This window comes from Curtobacterium sp. BRD11, assembly GCF_031844345.1.
GTDB lineage: Bacteria > Actinomycetota > Actinomycetes > Actinomycetales > Microbacteriaceae > Curtobacterium.
On the sequence record NZ_JAUZUZ010000001.1, the window covers coordinates 51,713 to 69,705 of the forward strand.

15 protein-coding genes are annotated in these 17,993 nt (G+C 65.0%); 9 read left to right on the forward strand and 6 right to left on the reverse strand.

The genetic code is table 11. The features are described 5' to 3' along the window. Position 1 precedes the first annotated feature (1 nt). From pglZ to Q9R28_RS00205, 3 genes are read left to right on the forward strand one after another with little or no spacing between them, the layout of a single operon-like run. Positions 2-2,680 (forward strand): BREX-2 system phosphatase PglZ, encoded by a 2,679-nt coding sequence (gene pglZ, locus Q9R28_RS00195; RefSeq protein ID WP_311205222.1) that lies wholly within the window; start codon positions 2-4, stop codon positions 2,678-2,680. Then, entirely contained in the window at positions 2,680-3,990 is a 1,311-nt protein-coding gene (brxD, locus tag Q9R28_RS00200) for a BREX system ATP-binding protein BrxD (RefSeq protein ID WP_311205223.1), read from the forward strand. The genes pglZ and brxD overlap by 1 nt, the downstream gene beginning before the upstream one ends. Then, positions 3,983-6,073 (forward strand): DEAD/DEAH box helicase, encoded by a 2,091-nt coding sequence (locus tag Q9R28_RS00205; RefSeq protein ID WP_311205224.1) that lies wholly within the window; start codon positions 3,983-3,985, stop codon positions 6,071-6,073. The genes brxD and Q9R28_RS00205 overlap by 8 nt, the downstream gene beginning before the upstream one ends. Before the next feature lie 787 nt (positions 6,074-6,860). Here the strand turns inward: Q9R28_RS00205 and Q9R28_RS16810 are convergent. The 4 genes from Q9R28_RS16810 to Q9R28_RS00220 all read right to left on the reverse strand — a co-directional run bounded on the left by Q9R28_RS16810 (position 6,861) and on the right by Q9R28_RS00220 (position 9,827). Further along, a complete protein-coding gene (locus Q9R28_RS16810) occupies positions 6,861-7,556 on the reverse strand; it encodes a hypothetical protein (protein ID WP_396137140.1) in 696 nt (231 codons plus the stop codon). A gap of 130 nt (positions 7,557-7,686) precedes the next feature. Then, a complete protein-coding gene (locus tag Q9R28_RS00210) occupies positions 7,687-8,028 on the reverse strand; it encodes a hypothetical protein (protein WP_311205225.1) in 342 nt (113 codons plus the stop codon). Next, a complete protein-coding gene (locus tag Q9R28_RS00215; protein WP_311205226.1) occupies positions 8,025-9,173 on the reverse strand; it encodes a TRAFAC clade GTPase domain-containing protein in 1,149 nt (382 codons plus the stop codon). The genes Q9R28_RS00210 and Q9R28_RS00215 overlap by 4 nt, the downstream gene beginning before the upstream one ends. A 90-nt stretch (positions 9,174-9,263) precedes the next feature. Then, positions 9,264-9,827 (reverse strand): hypothetical protein, encoded by a 564-nt coding sequence (locus Q9R28_RS00220; RefSeq protein WP_311205227.1) that lies wholly within the window; start codon positions 9,825-9,827, stop codon positions 9,264-9,266. Between the two features lie 379 nt (positions 9,828-10,206). On the opposite strand from Q9R28_RS00220, the gene Q9R28_RS00225 reads away from it, so the two are divergent. Both Q9R28_RS00225 and Q9R28_RS00230 read left to right on the forward strand, forming a co-directional pair. After that, a complete protein-coding gene (locus Q9R28_RS00225; RefSeq protein WP_311205228.1) occupies positions 10,207-11,634 on the forward strand; it encodes an alpha/beta hydrolase in 1,428 nt (475 codons plus the stop codon). Positions 11,635-11,998: 364 nt separating this feature from the next. Next, complete coding sequence (locus Q9R28_RS00230) at positions 11,999-13,216, forward strand: hypothetical protein (protein ID WP_311205229.1); 1,218 nt, start codon at positions 11,999-12,001, stop codon at positions 13,214-13,216. Between the two features lie 403 nt (positions 13,217-13,619). Here the strand turns inward: Q9R28_RS00230 and Q9R28_RS00235 are convergent, their stop codons facing one another. Continuing rightward, a complete protein-coding gene (locus tag Q9R28_RS00235) occupies positions 13,620-13,877 on the reverse strand; it encodes a hypothetical protein (RefSeq protein WP_311205230.1) in 258 nt (85 codons plus the stop codon). A gap of 487 nt (positions 13,878-14,364) precedes the next feature. Here Q9R28_RS00235 and Q9R28_RS00240 point away from each other — a divergent pair, with 487 nt between their 5' ends. From Q9R28_RS00240 to Q9R28_RS00250, 3 genes are read left to right on the forward strand one after another with little or no spacing between them, the layout of a single operon-like run. Further along, entirely contained in the window at positions 14,365-15,171 is an 807-nt protein-coding gene (locus tag Q9R28_RS00240; RefSeq protein WP_311205231.1) for a TIGR02391 family protein, read from the forward strand. After that, positions 15,164-15,313, forward strand: a complete 150-nt coding sequence (locus Q9R28_RS00245; protein ID WP_311205232.1) for a hypothetical protein — start codon at positions 15,164-15,166, stop codon at positions 15,311-15,313. Before Q9R28_RS00240 ends, Q9R28_RS00245 begins: the two co-directional genes overlap by 8 nt. A gap of 34 nt (positions 15,314-15,347) precedes the next feature. Further along, a complete protein-coding gene (locus Q9R28_RS00250; RefSeq protein WP_311205233.1) occupies positions 15,348-16,901 on the forward strand; it encodes a hypothetical protein in 1,554 nt (517 codons plus the stop codon). 7 nt (positions 16,902-16,908) lie between these two features. Here Q9R28_RS00250 and Q9R28_RS00255 read toward each other — a convergent pair whose 3' ends face one another. Then, positions 16,909-17,460 (reverse strand): hypothetical protein, encoded by a 552-nt coding sequence (locus Q9R28_RS00255; RefSeq protein WP_311205234.1) that lies wholly within the window; start codon positions 17,458-17,460, stop codon positions 16,909-16,911. Between the two features lie 132 nt (positions 17,461-17,592). Here Q9R28_RS00255 and Q9R28_RS00260 point away from each other — a divergent pair, with 132 nt between their 5' ends. After that, on the forward strand, positions 17,593-17,940 hold the full coding sequence (locus tag Q9R28_RS00260) for a hypothetical protein (RefSeq protein ID WP_311205235.1): 348 nt from the start codon (positions 17,593-17,595) through the stop codon (positions 17,938-17,940). Positions 17,941-17,993 lie beyond the last annotated feature (53 nt).

Genomic DNA, 17,993 nt, shown 5'->3' on the forward strand with positions numbered 1-17,993 from the left:
CGTGGCCATTCCGATCGCGACCGAAACCGCACTCCGTGACCACGTGGCGCTCTGGCTGAGGAAGCCGCGCCCCGCTCGTACCGTCCTAGTGCGTGCGCAGCCCGCTTGGTCGGGGCAGCGGGTGCTCACCGTTGGTGAGGCGAGGGTGCACGTCATCGAAGGCGTGTCTGGGCTCGCCGCGCTGGATGCGATGCGCTCCGTGCCCGCCGGCGACTATGTCGCGGTGCTTACTGACCTCACGGAGGCGCAGCTCGGCAGCGCGGTGGTGCTCGACGCGTCGCCGCAGCAGCTCACCGACCTCGACGAGTGGGCGTTCGTCGCCAGCGCCTTCGGAGTGCGGGACGACTCGGTCCCGCGCCCGGTGAAAGAACTCGGGAGCTGGGTGCCGCGCCTGTTGGCCGATTGGCGACGAGAGCGGAACTACCCGCAGCTCCCGTCGGGAGCGGTGCTTACGACGGGACACGTCATCCGTTCGCTGCTGCTCGCGCTCCTCGGCCTCGGGCGTGCCGAGGACCTTGACCTGTCCACGGCGCTCGCCCCGCTGGATGACGCGACAGCGCGGGTGCGGCTGCAATCACTGGCCGCGGATGCTCGCCTGGGCCTCGTCCAGGCGGTCGCCGCGCACACCGAGCCGCACCTGGCACTCGCGCTCGCGGCTGCGAGCCGGCCCGGCAATGTGTCACCCATCGCCGTCGGCGTCGCCGCCGGTGAGCTCTGGGCCGCCGGTGCCGTCGCACCGAACGCCACCGTGGCTGCCGCCCGTGTCCGTGCCGAAGAGTATCTGGGGCGGGCGCCGAGTGCCGCTGCCGTGCAGCGCTTCGGTGCAGGCGCGAAGCTCATCACCCAACGCTGGCTCGCGAGTGGGGACCGACATGCCACCGAGGTGCTCGAGCAGGCCGAAGCGCTGTGTGGCGAGTGGGGCTGGGCGGAAGGCGCGGCGGACTCCACACTGCTTCCCTCTGGTCTCCGAGTGCGCATCGCCGCATTCGCCGCCGCGATCGACGCCGCGGTGGCTGCACCATCGGCAAAGAGCGCGCGCGCGGTCGAGCAGGCATTGGCTGCGATCGACGCCCACACCCTCCGGGCGTCCTTCAATGGCTCGCGACCGACCGCACAGATGGCCGCCCGGCTCGTGCGTTGGCTCGTCAGCAGTGCGACCCCGACGGCGGGACTCGGTGGGGCGCTCCAAGACTACGCCACGGACGGCGCCTGGGCGGAGCGTGCTCTCGGCGACATCTGGGATGGCGACACCGATCACGGTCTCGCGCGAGCCTACGGTTCGCTCGCACTCGCCGTACAGGCGGTGCGGCGCGACCAGGATCGCGTGGCCGCAGCGCTGCTTACCGGCGCCATCATCAGCGACGAACAGGTCACGCCCGTCGAAAACCTGCTCGCTGCGACCGTTGTGCCGCTCGCAGCTCGGAACCGTGTGCTACTGATTGTGCTCGACGGCATGAGCGTGCCGAGCGCCGCCGAACTCGTGCCCGAGCTCACGAATCTCGGCTGGGCAGAAGTTGTCCGCGAGGGGCAGCGGCACCGTGGGGTCGCGCTTGCCGCGCTGCCGACGGTAACGCAGTACTCGAGGACCTCCCTCTTCGCCGGGGAACTGCTCGACGGCAATCAGCAGATCGAGAAGTCGCGGTTCACCAGTGGCGCGAACGGGGTGGTCTTCCACAAGGACGACCTCCGGTCGAGGCCCGGTTTCGCGCTCCCGGAAGCGGTGACCGATGCGATCGGCAGTCGGACTCAGAAGATCGTCGCCGCCGTGCTGAACACAATCGACGACGCCCTTTCCAGCGCCGATGTCGACGCGCTGCGCTGGACGGCGCACTCGATTGCCAACCTGGAGGCGCTACTCGCGGCCGCTCAGGACGCCGAGCGTCTCGTCATCCTCACCTCGGACCACGGTCACATCGTCGAGCGCGGTAGTGAGATGCGAAACCTGCCGGGGTCCGCAGCACGCTGGCGGAATGCGGGTGGCGCCACGGCCGGCTCCGATGAGGTGCTCGTGGCGGGGCCGCGCGTGCTCGCTCCTGGCGGGCAGGCGATCCTGGCCGTATCGGACGATCTCCGATACGCGGCGAAGAGGGCCGGTTATCACGGTGGTGCGTCCCTCGCCGAACTGACGATTCCCGTCATCGTGCTGAAGCCGCAGGGCGCCGATGACCCAGTCGGCTGGGTCGAGGCCCCGCCGCAGGCGCCTACCTGGTGGAATGAACCAAGTCGTGACGAGAACTCAGGTGCCTTGGCTGTACCTCCGGCTCCGAAGGCCAAGACAAAGTCGGCCAAGGCGGCTGCGCCGACCGGACCGACCTTGTTTGACACTGAGCCTGAGCGGCCCGTGGTGGGGACTGCGCACGCGGTGGCCAGCCTTGGCGCTTCGCTCGTCGACGCGGAAACGTACAGCGCACGCCGAAATCTAGCGGGACGCCATCCGGTTGAGGACATCATCGTCGTGACGATCGTCGACACCCTCGCCGCCGGTGGGGGTCGGGCGCACCGAGACACGCTGGCGGGGCAGGTCGGCATCGCCGCCCACACCTTCGCTGGGCTCCTGACGACGCTGCGCCGCGTGTTGAATGTCGACGGCTACCCGGTCCTCGACACCGATGCGGATGGTGTGACGGTCGTGCTCGACGTCCCGCTGCTCCGAGAGCAATTCGAGCTCGGGAGCGCCTGATGGCCGACATCAGCCCGCGCCGTCGCCGCGAGATAGTCGACGCCCTGCGCCGCGGGACCGTCCCGCAGCGCGGACTCGACGTAATGGCTGTCGGCCTCGACCGCTTCGCGACCGCGATTGCAGACGAGCTTGCCACCGTCGCCGAGGGTGGGGCGAACTTCAAGGCCATCCGCGGCGAATACGGAGCGGGCAAGACGTTCTTTGCGCGCTGGCTTACCGAGACTGCCAAGCAGCAGGGCTTCGCGACCGCCGAGGTGCAGATCTCCGAGACCGAGACTCCGCTGCACCGACTGGAGACCGTCTACCGGCGAATCACCGAAAGCCTCGCCACCGAGGCGATCGGACCGAGCGCATTTCGCGACATCATCGACGGCTGGTTTCGAGTCCTGGAGCAAGACGCCATCGCGGCCGGGGCCGACCCGCGCGACCCCTCCGCTGTTGCAACACGCACGGATGCGCTCCTGGAGCAGCGGCTTGCCGTTGTAAGCCGCGCCGCCCCCGCATTCGCCGCAGCACTCCGCGGCTACCACAGTGCCGTCCGATTAGGCGACGTCCCGACGTCCGACGGACTCGTCGCCTGGCTCGGCGGGCAGCCGTCCGTCGCCGCCACCATTCGTCGCGTGGCCGGCGTCCGTGGGGACATCGACCATTTCGCGGCCTTCGGATTCCTCCAGGGCCTCCTCGCCGTGCTCCGCGACTCGGATTACCGCGGACTCGTGCTCGTCCTCGATGAGGTCGAGACTTTACAGCGGGTACGCAGCGACGTACGCGAGAAGTCGCTCAACGCGCTCCGGCAGCTCATCGACGAAGTCGACGCAGGGCGATTCCCCGGGTTGTACGTCGTCATCACCGGCACACCCGCGTTCTTCGACGGGACCCAGGGCGTCCAGCGGCTCCCACCACTCGCGGCACGCGTGGGCGTCGACTTCTCGAGTGACCCAAAGTGGGACAACCCTCGTGCGCCGCAGGTCCGCCTGCTCGGATTCCAGCACGCAAGCCTCGTCGAGCTCGGACAGCGCATTCGCGACATCTATGCGAACGGCAGCCCCGCGGTAGATCGGATAGGGGCGTTGATCACCGACAACTATCTCGGCGGGTACGCGACTGCGGTAGCCGGACAGCTCGGCGGGCGGGTCGGGATTGCGCCGCGCGTGTTCCTGCGTAAGCTCGTCGATCTGCTCGACAAGGTCGAGCAGTTCCCCGACTTCGTGCCCGACGCGGCCGGCGCTGTGCAGGTCGCCGCCGATGGGCTCAACGACGACGAGCGTGCCGCCCTCGGTGGCCTGGACGCGATCCAGATCGATGTCTGAACCGACCGGCATCGCCCCGACGCTGGAGTACCACGTCGCGAATACCCTCGGCTGGCCGGACCTGCGGCCGCTCCAGCGGGCGGCCGTCGCGCCGCTGCGCTCCGGGGCAGACTGCCTGCTCATCGCGCCGACCGCAGGCGGCAAGACCGAGGCCGCGACGTTCACGCTGCTTACCCGGATGACGGAGGAAGGCTGGACAGGACTCTCCGTCGTCTATGTCGCTCCGCTGAAAGCATTGCTCAACAACTTGCTGCCGCGCTTGGAGCAGTATACGGCTTGGCTCGGACGGCGCGTCGCACTCTGGCATGGCGACATCGGCGTCAGTGCCCGGCGAGCCATCCTCAGCGAACCACCCGACATCCTGCTCACCACACCGGAATCTCTCGAGGCGATGCTCGTCTCGCGCCGCGTCGACCACCGGCTCCTGTTCCGCGGGCTGCGCGCGATGGTCGCTGACGAGATTCACTCCTTCGCCGCGGGCGACCGCGGCTGGCATCTTGTCGCCGTGCTGGAACGGATCCAGCGCATCGCCGAGCACCGCATTCAACGCATCGGGCTGTCCGCGACCCTTGGCAACCCAGACGAGGTGCTTCGCTGGTACCAGGGTTCAAACGCCGGTGCGGGTGTCGTCGCCTCCGTCGTGTCGGCAGGCGACCCACCAGCTGAGCCCGAGCTCGCCCTAGACTACGTCGGCTCCGTTGAAAACGCCGCGGTCGTCATCGCGGCTCTCCATGCCAGTGAGAAGCGGCTCGTCTTCTGCGAGTCGCGTGCGCAGGCAGAGCAGCTCACGTATGGTCTCCGCGCCGAGGGCGTCACCACCTTCATCTCGCACTCGTCGCTGTCGCTCGACGAGCGCCGCCAAAGCGAGCGCGCCTTCGCTGAGGCGCGCGACTGCGTCATCGTTTCCACATCAACCCTCGAACTCGGCATCGACATAGGCGACCTTGACCGGATGATTCAGCTTGACGCGCCTAGGTCGGTGAGCTCCTTCCTTCAGCGACTGGGACGCACAGGACGCCGTGCCGGAACTTCGCGCAATGCGCTGTTCCTGGCGACTGAGCAGGAGACCTTTCTCCGCGCTGCCGGGCTGCTCCAGCTCTGGGGCACCGGCTTCGTCGAGCCGATAACACCGCCGCCATCGCCGCGGCACATCGCGGCGCAGCAGTTCCTCGCGCTCGCTCTGCAGGAGGGCCGATTCGCCCGAACGACCTGGCGGGAATGGTGGGGTGGCAGCCCCGTGATGGCCGACGGCGGCGAGGTGCTCGCGTACTTAGTCGACGAGGAATTCCTTGCAGAGGAATCGGGATGGCTGTTCATCGGGCCGCGCGCGGAGCGAGAGTTCGGCGGTCGCAACTTCATGGAGCTGCTCAGCACCTTTCTCACCGACCTCGAACTTGTCGTTCACGAGGGGCGGAAAGAAATTGGCTCGATCTCGCCCATTTCGCTGGATGCCGACGTGCAGCGCGGTGCGAAGCCGCTGCTCCTCGCCGGGCGCGCCTGGAGGGTGCGCAGTGTCGATTGGAAGCGCCACATCGTTGACGTCGAAGCACACAGTTCGCGAGGCAGGGTCCGCTGGGCATCGTCATCCTTGCCGGAGTCCTTTGAGATGATGCGTGCTCGGCGGGACGTGCTACTCGGGTCTGATCCGCCGGCAGAGCTGTCCCAGCGTGCGGTCACCGCTCTGGAGACGATTCGCTCGACGTGGTCGGAGCGTGTCGACCCGTCCGCTTTCGTGTTCGAGCGCGGAGAGGTCGAGGTGACCTACTGGAGCATGGCGGGACTCCGCGCGCATGAGACCCTCGCCGCCGCTCTCCCGGTCGAGTTCGAGACACGATCCACCAACGAATACATGCGCTTTACTGCGGTGTTCGATCTCACTGCGATGCGTCTCACCGACCTCGACGGGGTACTCCCGTACGTCGACCCACGCGCGGTCGAGGGTCTCAAGTTTTCGGCGGCACTGCCGGAGCGCTTGGCGCGTGAGACCCTCGCGGAGCGTTTCGTCGATCACGAGCACGCATCGGATGTCGCGACGGCACCCGTCGCCGTGCACACGCCCGCTCTCTTCAGTCCGGAGGCTTAGCCCGTGGTCCAGTCGCTGGCCATCGACCCAGGCCCAGTTGTGGCCCGCCGCGCCAGCGGCTCGCATACGTCCAGGTCGATCGAGCGGGTACCGCCTGGGCAAGGTTCGAGGAGCCGACGCCATCAGATTGGCCGGCGTTGTGTTCTCTCCTATCAAAGGCCTGCAACTTCGCGCGAAATCCTGGACTGCAGCGGCGTGATCGCAACGTGCGTTTCGTCCTTCCGGGCGAGGTGCCGTCCCGACAGGTCAGCAAGCGGCCAGCAGCCTCCCCAGCGTAAGCACCGGCTTCCCAGCGCGGGGCCTCCGGGTAGTTCGGTTCGAGGACACGAGCGCGAAGCTGCCGCTGCGCATGACGCCACTCACCGATTGTCGTGCTGGTGAGGTCGGCGACTTCGGTGGGGCCGAAGAACTCACCAGGGGCTCGGTCGACTGCGTAGATTGCGCGCGCGAAGCGCTTGGCGTGCTCGGACTCGTCCGCAAGTAGATGCTAGGCACTGCCTCTGAGCTCCATAGCGGGGACTGTCGGAGGCGAACAGCGTTCATTCCGGCAATGGGGGATGCCGAGCGCGAGGAGTTCGCGTCGCTGCCGAGCGCGCCCGAGTGGCAACTTGAGGCTGTCGACCTCATCCTGCAGCCGAGCGCGTCGCGGCGGGATCGTGAGTCCCTCCTCGGCCATCGTGTGTCAGTCGAAGGCGCCTTCTTCGCAGCGAGTGCACCCGAACGTCGGGCATATTTGATGTGGTCGCGCCGAGCGCAGCTTCGACTAAGGCGCTGGGTCTACGTGGGATTACATCGTCTTTTGCGAAGGCGGCAACAGGCCCAGCAGGACGTCATCCATGTAGCGGCGGTTTGTGTACCTCGCCATCAAATCCGTTGGCTTATGCCCATCGCGACGATAGGCGAATCCCGACTCAGAGAGAACGAGTAGGCCCGCGCTGCTTTCCCGGAATAGCACCCACAAAGGTGGGTCTTGTGGTCGGCCAGACGGAGCGAGCACGGATTCAACGCCTCGGAAATTAGATAGCCACGACGAGTCATGTGGAGTCGAACCCAGCATGCTGTTCCATGAGATAGCTCGAATTTGATGTCTCTGGTTCACGGTGCCGGCAAGGATCTGGGCAATCAGCCTGTAGGTCAACGAGCGAGTAGTTGTTGCCGGAGTAGGGCCTAGTGCCCACCCAAACTTCGACTCGATTCGCTTGATCCAGGCGTGCGGGTCGCTCTCGCCAAAGACCATCGGCCAGGTACTCCACTGTGCAGGACCGAGGCCCTCAATGCCGCGGACCGGATGAAGCGTGATGTGTGGCTCCCCGCCTGAGTCACGAGGGAGGTCTCGGCTAACTCGCAATCGCAGAGATCCATCCGCGTAATCCTGGACGACTCGCAAGGTCGAATCCCTCCGGCAGAGTTCGCTTGCGATCCACCATGACTGAGGAACTGTCCAGCGCTCGGCAAGATGCTGTCGGCCCCCTGTGTCGTCCATGTCAGGACTATACGACAGCTGATCGCCTCAGTGTGGGCACCGCTCCGACTCCTTGAGTCGGCCCAGTGATCGAAGTGAGTGGCACGCCGCCCGCGGGGCGTAGACCCGGACGAGTCAGCTCTTCCCGCCGCTATGCGATGCCCGTACCGTACGCTCGGTCCCAAATCGAGGCGTATTCCTCCTCAACCTCGTGCCAGAGTTCAGCACGCGCACTCTCGCCGTCGGGAAAGCGGAGATGGTCGGGGGCAAGCACGACGAACTCGTGGGGAATGACCCGGCCGGCGCGGTCCTTCCGCTGTTCAGGATCGGGGAATCGCACCGCAAGTGTCTCGGGCCGCGAGGCGAACACGAAGGGCGCTCCATCCGAATCGACGAACGCCTCCTCGTACACCTCGAGCGGCTTTGCCAGCCCGCCAGTGCGAAGGAACCGGAATCCCCAAGTTCTCCCTCGCGTGGCCCAGATGAGATTCACTTCGGACTCTCGATGAGGACGTCGTTCTCTACAGCACGGTTGAGATCGAGGCGGAAGCCAAGCAGCACGGCGGTGAGGAAGTCGTGGCGGTCTGCTGCTTTGTCATACGCGTCCTGCAGCTTCTCCGTGCCGTGCTCGATGAGCGGGTCGACGACGAACGGCACGAGGGCAGGGAGGAGCTTGAGCTTGCCCGGAAGCTTCACGGCGAACGCACTGAGGAACGAGATCGCGGTTCCGGCGTTCTTCATGAGTTCGGTTGCGACCTTCCCGCCGTGGCGGAGCGCTTTCGCCCAGCGCAGCTGCCGCGAGAGCGGTAGTATCGCGGCGATCGGCAGCACCAGCGGCACCCCGATCTGCTGCCCGAAGTCGATCCGGCCCGGTTCGAACTTCGCGGAGGACAGAAGAACGAAGTCCTCGCCCAAGGAGAACGCCTCCGGCTCCTCAGCGAAGGCCGCAAGTTCCTCCCGCAAGAGCGCTATCTCCTGCCCAACCTTCTCCACCAGCAGGTCCCGGAAGGATGTCGCATCCAGCTCCGGCAAGAGGTCCGCCTTCGACAGCCCGAAGATCCAGACCCTGGGGAACCGAACGAGTCGCTGCCCATCGGGCAGGAGCTCGTTGCGGACCCGGGACACGTGGGCGATGTAGTTGGTCAGTAGGGCTTTGAGATACCGCTCTTCCTCACCAGCGTTGTCAACGAGTCGTTGCCCGTCGACGAGCAGCACTGCTACGTCGGACGCGACCAACTCCCTGAACGTCCCTGCACGTCGACCGAGTTCTTCGTCGGTCGACGGTTCTTCCTCGAACCACTCTCCGGGGTAGTCGTGCCAGACCAGCCGCAGCTCCTCGGCTGCCATGTTCTTGCCCTTCGACACGGGGTTGGGGCGTTGCTTGACTGAGAACTCGTACTTCGTAGCTGAGAAGCGGTTTGCAGCCGGTGTCGCGCCGGAGTTCTTCATCCCGAGGTAGTTCTGATGCAGCCGCAGACCTTGCGCTGCCGTTTCTGAGGTGATCTTGTACAGGCTCTTCTTGATGAAGGCTGGTTCTTGCGCGGCACCGTAGAACGACGAGAGCAACACAGTCTTCCCGCTGCCAGACTCGCCAAACACTGCGATCTGCTGTTCCCGAGCAACCTTCAACGGCTTCATGGTTCAAACCTAGAGGACTGCGGCGGAGGCCGCCGGTCGCGAGCACCTTGGCTCGGCTCGACCAGGCCGTCCCCGCGGTGGACGCCAGCGTCAGGTCAACGCACCGGCCACGTCTAGAAGCTTCAGCGTCGCGAGGACTGCGTCGTCCCGGTACTGCTTTGACTGCGCAACCGTGCGAACCGTCTTGACCACCTCGGTTGCGCCGACCACGGCGATCGGTCCTGAGCCGACCACTTGCGTTGCGCACCACTGTCGAACTTCCGCCTCGTTCGTGCCACCCGCGAACCGGCCTACGTAGAGCCGGAGCTCGACCTGGTCGACGGTGAACCCGAACCGCTCGGCGGCCCCTCGAACGACTGCGGTTCGCACAAGGTCCTCATTAATTAGCGCGTACAAAGCGTTGAAGCGCGGGTCGAGGGCTTCCCCGCGAACGTGGGAGGCGACCACGCCGCGAGACCCGAAGAAGGACTTCACCGTGGCCAGCACGAGTCGGTCGGCACGGGCGGCCACGAGATCGACCTCGAACCCGTGAGTCTGCCACTCCTCGTAGGCTGCTTTGCGAGTGCGACGCCGGACTGGGAACTTCAGGGCGCTCGAAACCACCAAGCCTTCCGTCTCCATCGCGAGGGCCACGAACTGCTCGAACGCTTCCATGCGGTGAGACTAGCGAGTGTCCTCCTGTCGGCAGGAGGTCCCCCCAAGATCAGGTGATGCCCCTCATACCTCGGAACCTTCCAGACTCCGCTCCCAACGCCGCGTATCAGCCACTTCACGGGCCGGCTTCGATCGGCGCTCCGGGCCTCGACGTACGGAGCATCTGGCGGTCATGCGGTTGACCGTGAGGTGCCCAATCGCGGCCATGGATCCGGGGCGGCACTAGGCAATTCCGCGAGCGATAGACGGTCTGAAACCGGCGCACTCGCTTGCTGCCGCTGTGCGAGCGGAAGTATTCGCATAGTCTGCGTCCAGAACGTGTGCTCAAAGGATTGGGGTCTCTGTGGACGGAACTATCTGGGCCACCCTGCTAAGCGTTGTGTTTGCCATCGCTTCCGCCACACTGGGGTTGCGGCTCTCCATCCGTCAGCGCCGGTCTCGTTTGGAAGCGGAACGAGCGCGCGTAGACGCGATCGCGGCGGAGCAAGTCCGCGGTCAACTGGAAGCAGAGGTGGCCGAAGCCCGAGCCGCGGCGACCGCCGCCGTCCAGGCGTCTGAGCGTCTGCGTGCCGCGCGTGCTGCGGACGAATCTGAACGGGATCTTGAACGAAAAGAATGGGGCAGGGAGGTGGAGCGGCTTCGTTCCGCCCTCGGCGACCGAATGCAATCCCCAACCGCTGTGGCAGACGACTACCAACGGCCGGAAGCGGGCCGAGCACCAGTGTATTCCCGTGCCGCAGATTCCCGCATGGAGGACGGCGTGCGAGCCGCGGAGAAGGACGCCGATTGGCTGGGTCGGGCCCTGGATGAGACTGCTGACCCCGCTGTCGAACGGGACGGCGAAATTTATCCCGTGTGGTTCGCGACAAATAGAAAGCATTCCGGTCGTGGAACGTTTGGCCATCAACGTGACGTCGATACCGTCAGTTACGGGCTCGCGCACGTGCACGTTCCGAAAGCGCATCAGTTCGGATCGGTGGGCCGGATGGGCTGGTGGCAACGCCTGCCGCACCTCGGGCGCGACGCGCCTCTCGAGCTCCTTCAAGTAGGGGTCGCCGACGCCGCCGTGATCGCCGCAGAGCTACGGCACTGGATCGCTTCTACGCCCGATGTCGAATCCCGAGCCCTCGTTTACCTGCATGGATTCAACAGCACTTTTGAGGAGTCGGCCATTCGCGCCGCTCAAATCGGGTATGACCTAAAGTTCCCCGGGGCTATGGCCTTCTTCAGCTGGCCATCGCATGGTTCTCGGGAGTTGTACCTTTACGATGCCGATTCGGCCAGGATCAGCGCCGAACCTTTCGTGAAGTTCCTGCAGACCCTCCGCGACGCTGCTGGGGTAGAACGCATTGATATCCTCGCGCACAGCATGGGAAACCTCGTATACTCGGGGGCGGTCGATATCCTCATGCAAGCCGCGCAGCGAGGTGGGGTCAAACTCGGCGCGGTGCTGCTCGCCGCGCCGGATCTCGATGTTGACGAGTTTCGCATCGCCGCGCGGAAGTATCCGTTGGTCGCGGATAGTTCAACTGTTTATGTGTCCAAGCGAGATCGCGTGCTGCGTATATCTCGGTCTATCCGGGGCGGTTCCGACCGTGTCGGCCTGACTCCCCCAGTTGCGGTCGTCCCACAAGCGCACACCGTCGAAGTCTCGAAGATCGATCTGTCTCTACTGGGTCACGGTTACTTCGCCGCCGCGGAAACGGTGCTACGAGATATGCACGACGTCCTGCATGGCTTGGTTGAACCGAAGGAACGCATGCGCCTGCGACTCGCCGATGACGGCGCGCATTGGGAGATTCGTTGAGAGTGATTTAAATTGCGCTGCCGTGAGCCCGCTGCGCGAAAATGGGAACGGTGCCCTCAGCAGCCGTGGCGGCGATATTCCACCAGGCGACACGCAGCATCCCCGGCTCTCCCGCCAACCGTGTCGATCTGGCGACTCTCGAGGTGCCGGTCCCTCCCTGTAGACCCAGCCGCCCAGATCCTCTGATGGCGCGACTCGCCAAGCGACGGTGCTGGATACCACCGCGCGGGAGCGGAGCCCTGCCCTTCCCTGCCTTGCAAGGATCGTCAAGTCGCACGTCCTGGGCCGTGGTTGCACTCGGCATCACGATAGGGTCGACCTTGATACGGAATAGGTTGAGCGACGCTTTCAGGAGGTTCCACGATTGGCATCCGAACAGGTCGAGGCCGCAAGAGTACTTGTGCTAGATACCAATTCGTTCCATGAAGGCGCCCTAGCGCGAAAATCTCTCGATCAAATTCGCAACCTGGTAGCGGACGGTGTCATCGTTGTGGTTCCCGACATCGTTTGCGTCGAACTTGCCCAGCATGTCATTGAATCATTGCATAATGTAAAGGTTGAATTGCTCGAGGTAGCGGGTGTTGATGGGGTATCTTCTCTTTCGGCCGCCCGTGCAAATGACACCGGGATCGAGCGCGGTATCCGATCAGCATTGCGTTCCGTTGGGGCTCAAATAGAGGAGTCAAACCCCGAATGGTGGCGACTCAGTGTTATTGCTCAAATTCGAGCAGCGGGTCCCGCGGGGAGAAAGGGTAGCGTAAAAACTGGTGCGGCGGACGCCGTAGTTGCTCACCACTATTGGCACCAACGCACCAAATACGGCGCAGCGATTCTAGTCACGAATGACGGCGCGCTGAAGACCTACGTGGTGGCGGGCGGTGGAAAGACTGTAGACTCTCTCGCGTCCGCGGAGAGCGTGTCGCTTCAAAACGCGTCCCTTGAAGTTACACTTAGACTTCTCTCTTCCGCGTATTTCGACGACGACTGGATCTCTTGCTTTCAAGACTGCATTCGAGAATGGGGGTCATTCTCGGGTGTAGAATTCCTCGGTTTAGCGAGTCTCGTAAGCAGCGATAATCAGCTCCGCGGCACGGTTCTCCTTCGAGCATCCGACGTTCGCGACGATCCTGAAACTGAGTCCTATTCATCCACGCCTTGGGTCTACGAGGCTGAAATGGTGTTCGACACGGAGACACTTCAGCCGACAGTGCTTCGGTTCTTGGATCAAATCGATTTAGCCTACGGGTTCTACCATTCGGACGCGGACTCGCCGGTGCCTCTGAGTCATTGGGTCGAAACCGAGCTCAGGTGTCTGCCGCGTCCTCAATCGTCGGTTTCTTGCGTGGAAGAACCTGCTTCCAACCCTCTCTTTGGTGCAAGTTCACTTTGGATCGGCATTGACCGGATGGAGATCGGAACCATCACTGCGTCGGACCGTTATGGGGAGATCACCCTGAACGTTGCTGGGCTAGTCGGCGACAGGGCTATTACCAAGCGGGGTGACCTCGGCCGTCTCGTCACCCGATGGTGGGTGCAACAGAACATCTCGTCGTCAACAGATTCCGCGAGTCGCTTTCAGTAGCTTCCACTAGAACCGATAGGACGGTCACTGGCGCGCATGGGCAGGAACTGAGGGTGCAGCACTGGCATCAGTTTCGCTGTGTGCTGAGGTCGACGAGTCCCTGGTGTGTCCGACGGGGGTGTGCTTGTCCGCCGACGAGCTCGCAGATGAGGCGGGGAGTGATGTGACGGCGACGACACGGATCAGAGACGCGCCGACGTCGGCTACGAACGCTGATCACCGCTCCTCGCGACAAGGCACGCTGCTCAATGAGCAGCGGGGCCTTGTTCTTCCCGGGCGCAGGGGACGTTGGAGAGAGCAAGCTGATCCGCTTCGCCTCGGTGCTGATGAACGCACACCGCGCCGACATCGCTCCTCGTGTGTATCGACTTCGACCGCGCGAGGCGACCAGACGTGGGACGGCCTAGCCAACGGGCGGATGGCTTGAGACGCCGGACCTGAACTGCTGGCGCCGCCAGTGTGCCCGGCCGAAACGCGGACTCACCTGGCTGACCGGCTCCGCCTCGACACCGGGTCGTGACTTCTCACTGCGGTATGTCGCCGCGACGTTCACCACCCTGATACCGGCGCCCGTCCGGTTTGGATCGCGCTTGAAAGACGGCGTCGAGACGAACGCGTCGACGTCCGCGAGTGCCGTCTCTGGCGAGACCTCGGTGCTCATGTCCGGGTCGTGCCACCGCGCCCAGGCCACGGCCGCTGTGAGGTTGTCAATGACGTCCCGGTGCTGGGGCCGGGAGCGTGATGCGGAGACGACGAAGCGCCCGAGGGACGTGCCGTAAGCACCCCGAATCGTGAAGCACCTCGCGAACGCATCATTAGGCCGCCCCAGTCCGAGAGCAGAAGCACACCCTCGATCCGCGCCGGCAAGCAACCATTAGGTGGCAGCTGCTGTGAGGCCGACCGCAGCTTGTCCGCTTGCGGTGCACACAACGGCCTCGTTCTGCCGCTCTGTCGTGGAACCTCGTCGTCGTGGATCGCCACGATCGCCGTATGCGCGGCCTGCTCGGACGCTTGTCACTTCACCCCGCGCCAAGACGTTCCGATAATCCCTATTATCGGAACCGACGCGGTCGGGGCCACAAGGCCGTTCTGGACACGTAATTCGGCAGCGCACTGGGACAGATCGAGGCGCTGGCGAGGGGAGAGCTGTGTACGCGAAGTCGAAGGTCGCCCAGGTGGACCGGCCGATTGAAGTGCCGATCCTGGGGGAGTGGATCTCACTCGGCGACATCGACGACGCCAGCCCCGCCGTTGGCGGGATGTTCGTCCTGAGGGCCATGACCGCGAAAGAGAGAAGAGGCTGGAGCGTGGCGGACATCGTCGGCACCGCTCAACACCGTGCGCGCACGCACGACGGGCACAGCACGCGAGCGCTGACGTCGGTGCAGAGCCCCACCGTCGAGCAGTTCGCGGCCGACGCGATCGGCTGGCTGCTCGCGCGCGGCCTGATCGGACCCACCGCGGAGGCACAGCACGGCCCGTACTGGATGCTCACTTCGGACGGCATGGCGGCCGCCGAGCGAGGCTCTGTGACGCACATCGAAGCGTCGATGCGGCTGCACGCTGAGCTGCACCCTCTCCTCGACGTGTCTGCTCGCCCGAACTTCGAGCGCGGTGACTACGCGATCGCTGTCCTCGCAGCCACCCAGAAAGTCGAAGTCCACGTCCGTGAGGCAGCCGGTCTCGGGAAGGGGAAGGTCGGCGTCAACCTGATGCGCGAGGCGTTCAAGGTCGGCGGTCCACTCGCGGACGCCGGAGAGGTCCCCGCGGAACAGGAGGCAGTGCTCAGCCTCTTCGTCGGTGCGATTGGCGCGTTCAAGAACCCGACCAGCCACCGCACCGTGGAGTACGACAGCCCGATCGAAGCCGCGAGCATCATCCACCTCGCCGACCTGCTCCTGCGCATCATTGATCGCGCGAAGGTTCGTCGTGCCGCCGAGGTGTCCGATGAGTGAGAAAGCGGGGGAGGAGATCGTCCTCGCGGTCTGCGCCCGCGGCGTTCGCGCGTTCCCCGAGGTGCTCGCGGAAGTGCACCGAGTTGGGCAGACTATCGACGACTTGCTGGCGCCGATGCCCGACGACAACGAGGCCTGGTAGCCAGGACATCAGAGAGTCCCCATAGGCTGGCGCCGTGCAGGTCGACGCAGACGGTGCGGCGACGCCGCCTTCCCAGGATTCAGGCCCGTACGACTACGCGCTCCTGCGCGCTGATCGAGTCCGGATGGCCATCCCGGAGTGGCTCATCGGCGGCCACCCCGAGGAGGCCGGTCCGTTCGCAGGCTGGGATCTCGAACGAACCAAGGACGGCTTCGTCGGCCGAAATCGCGAGAGCGTCGTCGGGGAGCGGCCCGGTCTCGTCAAGGTCTCGCGCTTGGGCTTGGGCGCCGACCCGGCGAACACTGTCGGATACGAGGCGGCCCCGTCACGGTTGCAGGCCTATGACGTCTTCAGTGCTGGAGATGACACCAGCGAGCGCGCAGCACGTGTTCAGGCGGCGTTGAGCGCACGACACCCCGGGAACCTGCCCGCCGCGCTCCTCGGCTTCCGTCTGCGGGCGATGGGTGTGGGTACCGCCGCAGAGCTCCCCGCTGTGTTGGCAGAGATGATGCAAGCCCTTTCAGAGGAAGCGCTGCCGAAAGCCGCCCTGTACTTGATCCAGACCTCGCCCATCCTTGGGAATCGGTACGGAGTCGCGCGCGCCATGCTGCACCCCGTCGCGGAGCGCCCTGAATACCGTCCCGATGGCACAACCTTCGCGTCATCAGCGGGATTGATGAACGACGCCGGCTACGGGCTCACCGCCTACCTCGAGCCGCTAGTGACAAGCCTCTCGCCCCACGTGTGGGCAACGACGATTGCGAGAGCCGGCGGCGTCTTGGTCGTGACCTTCGGTGCGGCAGTCAACGCGACATACGGCAAAGCGACTGACCTGCTCGCGCTTTCCCAGCGCGACAGTGCGATTGGTGAGTACGACGAGCTCGCCGACGTGGAGCGGATCGCTCCCGAGGTGTTCCGGTCAACGCTGCGATGGTGGGTGGCTCGCCTCGACGTCGTCTTCTCCCAGCTGACCCAGCCAGCGAATTACGTCGTCGACAGCGTCTACCACTCACCCGCGGCCGTCGAGCGCTTGGCGGCGTTCGAGCAGATTTGCCGGTCCGCGCAGACGATCGGATCGACTCGGGATGACCATGCTCGTCGGCTCGCGCTCTTTCATGCTCTCGACTCAGCGGCAGGCGTGAGTTCATCACTGTCGCGAGACCGAGCGACGACGTTGAACCAGATGGAACGGCTGCTCGAGCGGTTGCGCCGCCACATCCCCACCGACGTGCAGCAGGTGCTGATGCCTCGCGCGGTAGCCGCAGTCGATGCTCTTCGCGAGGTGCAGAACGGCTTCGTCATGAACTCCCGGATGCACCCCGACGGCATACTGCTGCCGGACGCGCAGGGGGTCGATGTGGTGGTCCCGCTTGCGACCGCGGCGAGGGATTGGCTTCGCGTGCTCCGCAACAGCCAGCACGGGATGGATAAACCGACGCCTCGGGATCGGGCTCTGCTCGCAGCTCACAACGGCTCAGTATCACCGCGCATCGCCGACCTCGCATGGCTCATGCTGCTCGAGATCATGACCTTCCCGGAGCTGCTGGAGCGACGCCCTCGCCAGGCGAAGCAACGCTCGCGCCGGTGATCCTCGCTCAGTCGACCGGCACGTACGAGTACTTCATCGGCCCGCCGTTGGCCTCGTGGGCACCGCCAGTCGCGCGGTAGGTGCGGCCCTCGTACTCAAGCTCCGGCGGATGGGTCCCGCGACCGTGAAGGGTCACCGGCCCCTTGTCGGTGTGCACGACGATGACCTCGACGACGGAGTCGACGTCGTCAGGATCCCCGAAGGCGAAGCCGGGGGATCGCAGCTGTGTAACCCGTGCGGCGCTGATCCCCAGGAGCGTCCCGATGTCGCGTGCGGTGAGACCCTGATCGGCGAGCTTGACCACGTTCTCACGGGTCATAACGTCGAGAGCTTCCGAGCGCCGCTGTAGCTCCGCGCGCTCCTGGTGAATCGCCATCGCCTCGATGACGAAGTCGTCGGTCCAGGTCCACTGCGTGTTGAGGTTCTGTCCGAGCGGAGCGTTGATCTTCTTACTGACGGCAGTTGGGAGGCTGGCCAGCGAGTCAGCCTGTCCGGATCCGATGGAGTCGATGTCGTAGTACCAGGTTCGGCCCTGGCGGCTGACGGTAACGGTGTGCATGCCGGCAGCGTAGCCGTGAGCCGTGGGGATCACAAGCAGCGTTCAGGAACTGAACGCAGGCGCTGACCTGACCCCTGATCTTGGCTCCCGGCGACCGTAGGGGAACGAAAGGTGCTCACTTACGATCGTGACATGCCTATGCCTCCTGAACAGCGCGCAGCACAGCAGACCCTGATCGGCTTGTTCCGAGCGGGTAGCCACGTCTGGCTCGACGAGAAACGCGGCCTCTGCATCTGGCGTAGTCGCGATGCGGGCGAGTACATGAAGGACACGACCGAGCTCAGCAGGCACCTCGACGCCCTTGACGTCCCGTACACCGTCGCCGTCGAGACGCAGATTGTGAGGAAGCGGTCGACCGCCGGCCTCACCCTGCAGGTCGCCAGGGAAGACTTCGGCGCGATTACACGGTTCGTGCCGTCGTTCCAGAAGAGCATCGACGCTGCCGAGGAGGCCTGGGCCAAGGAGGGGGCCGCGGAGTGATGGCGGCGCCTGGATGGGGGAGCGGAACTCCTGTTTGGCGCTTCTCGAGACTG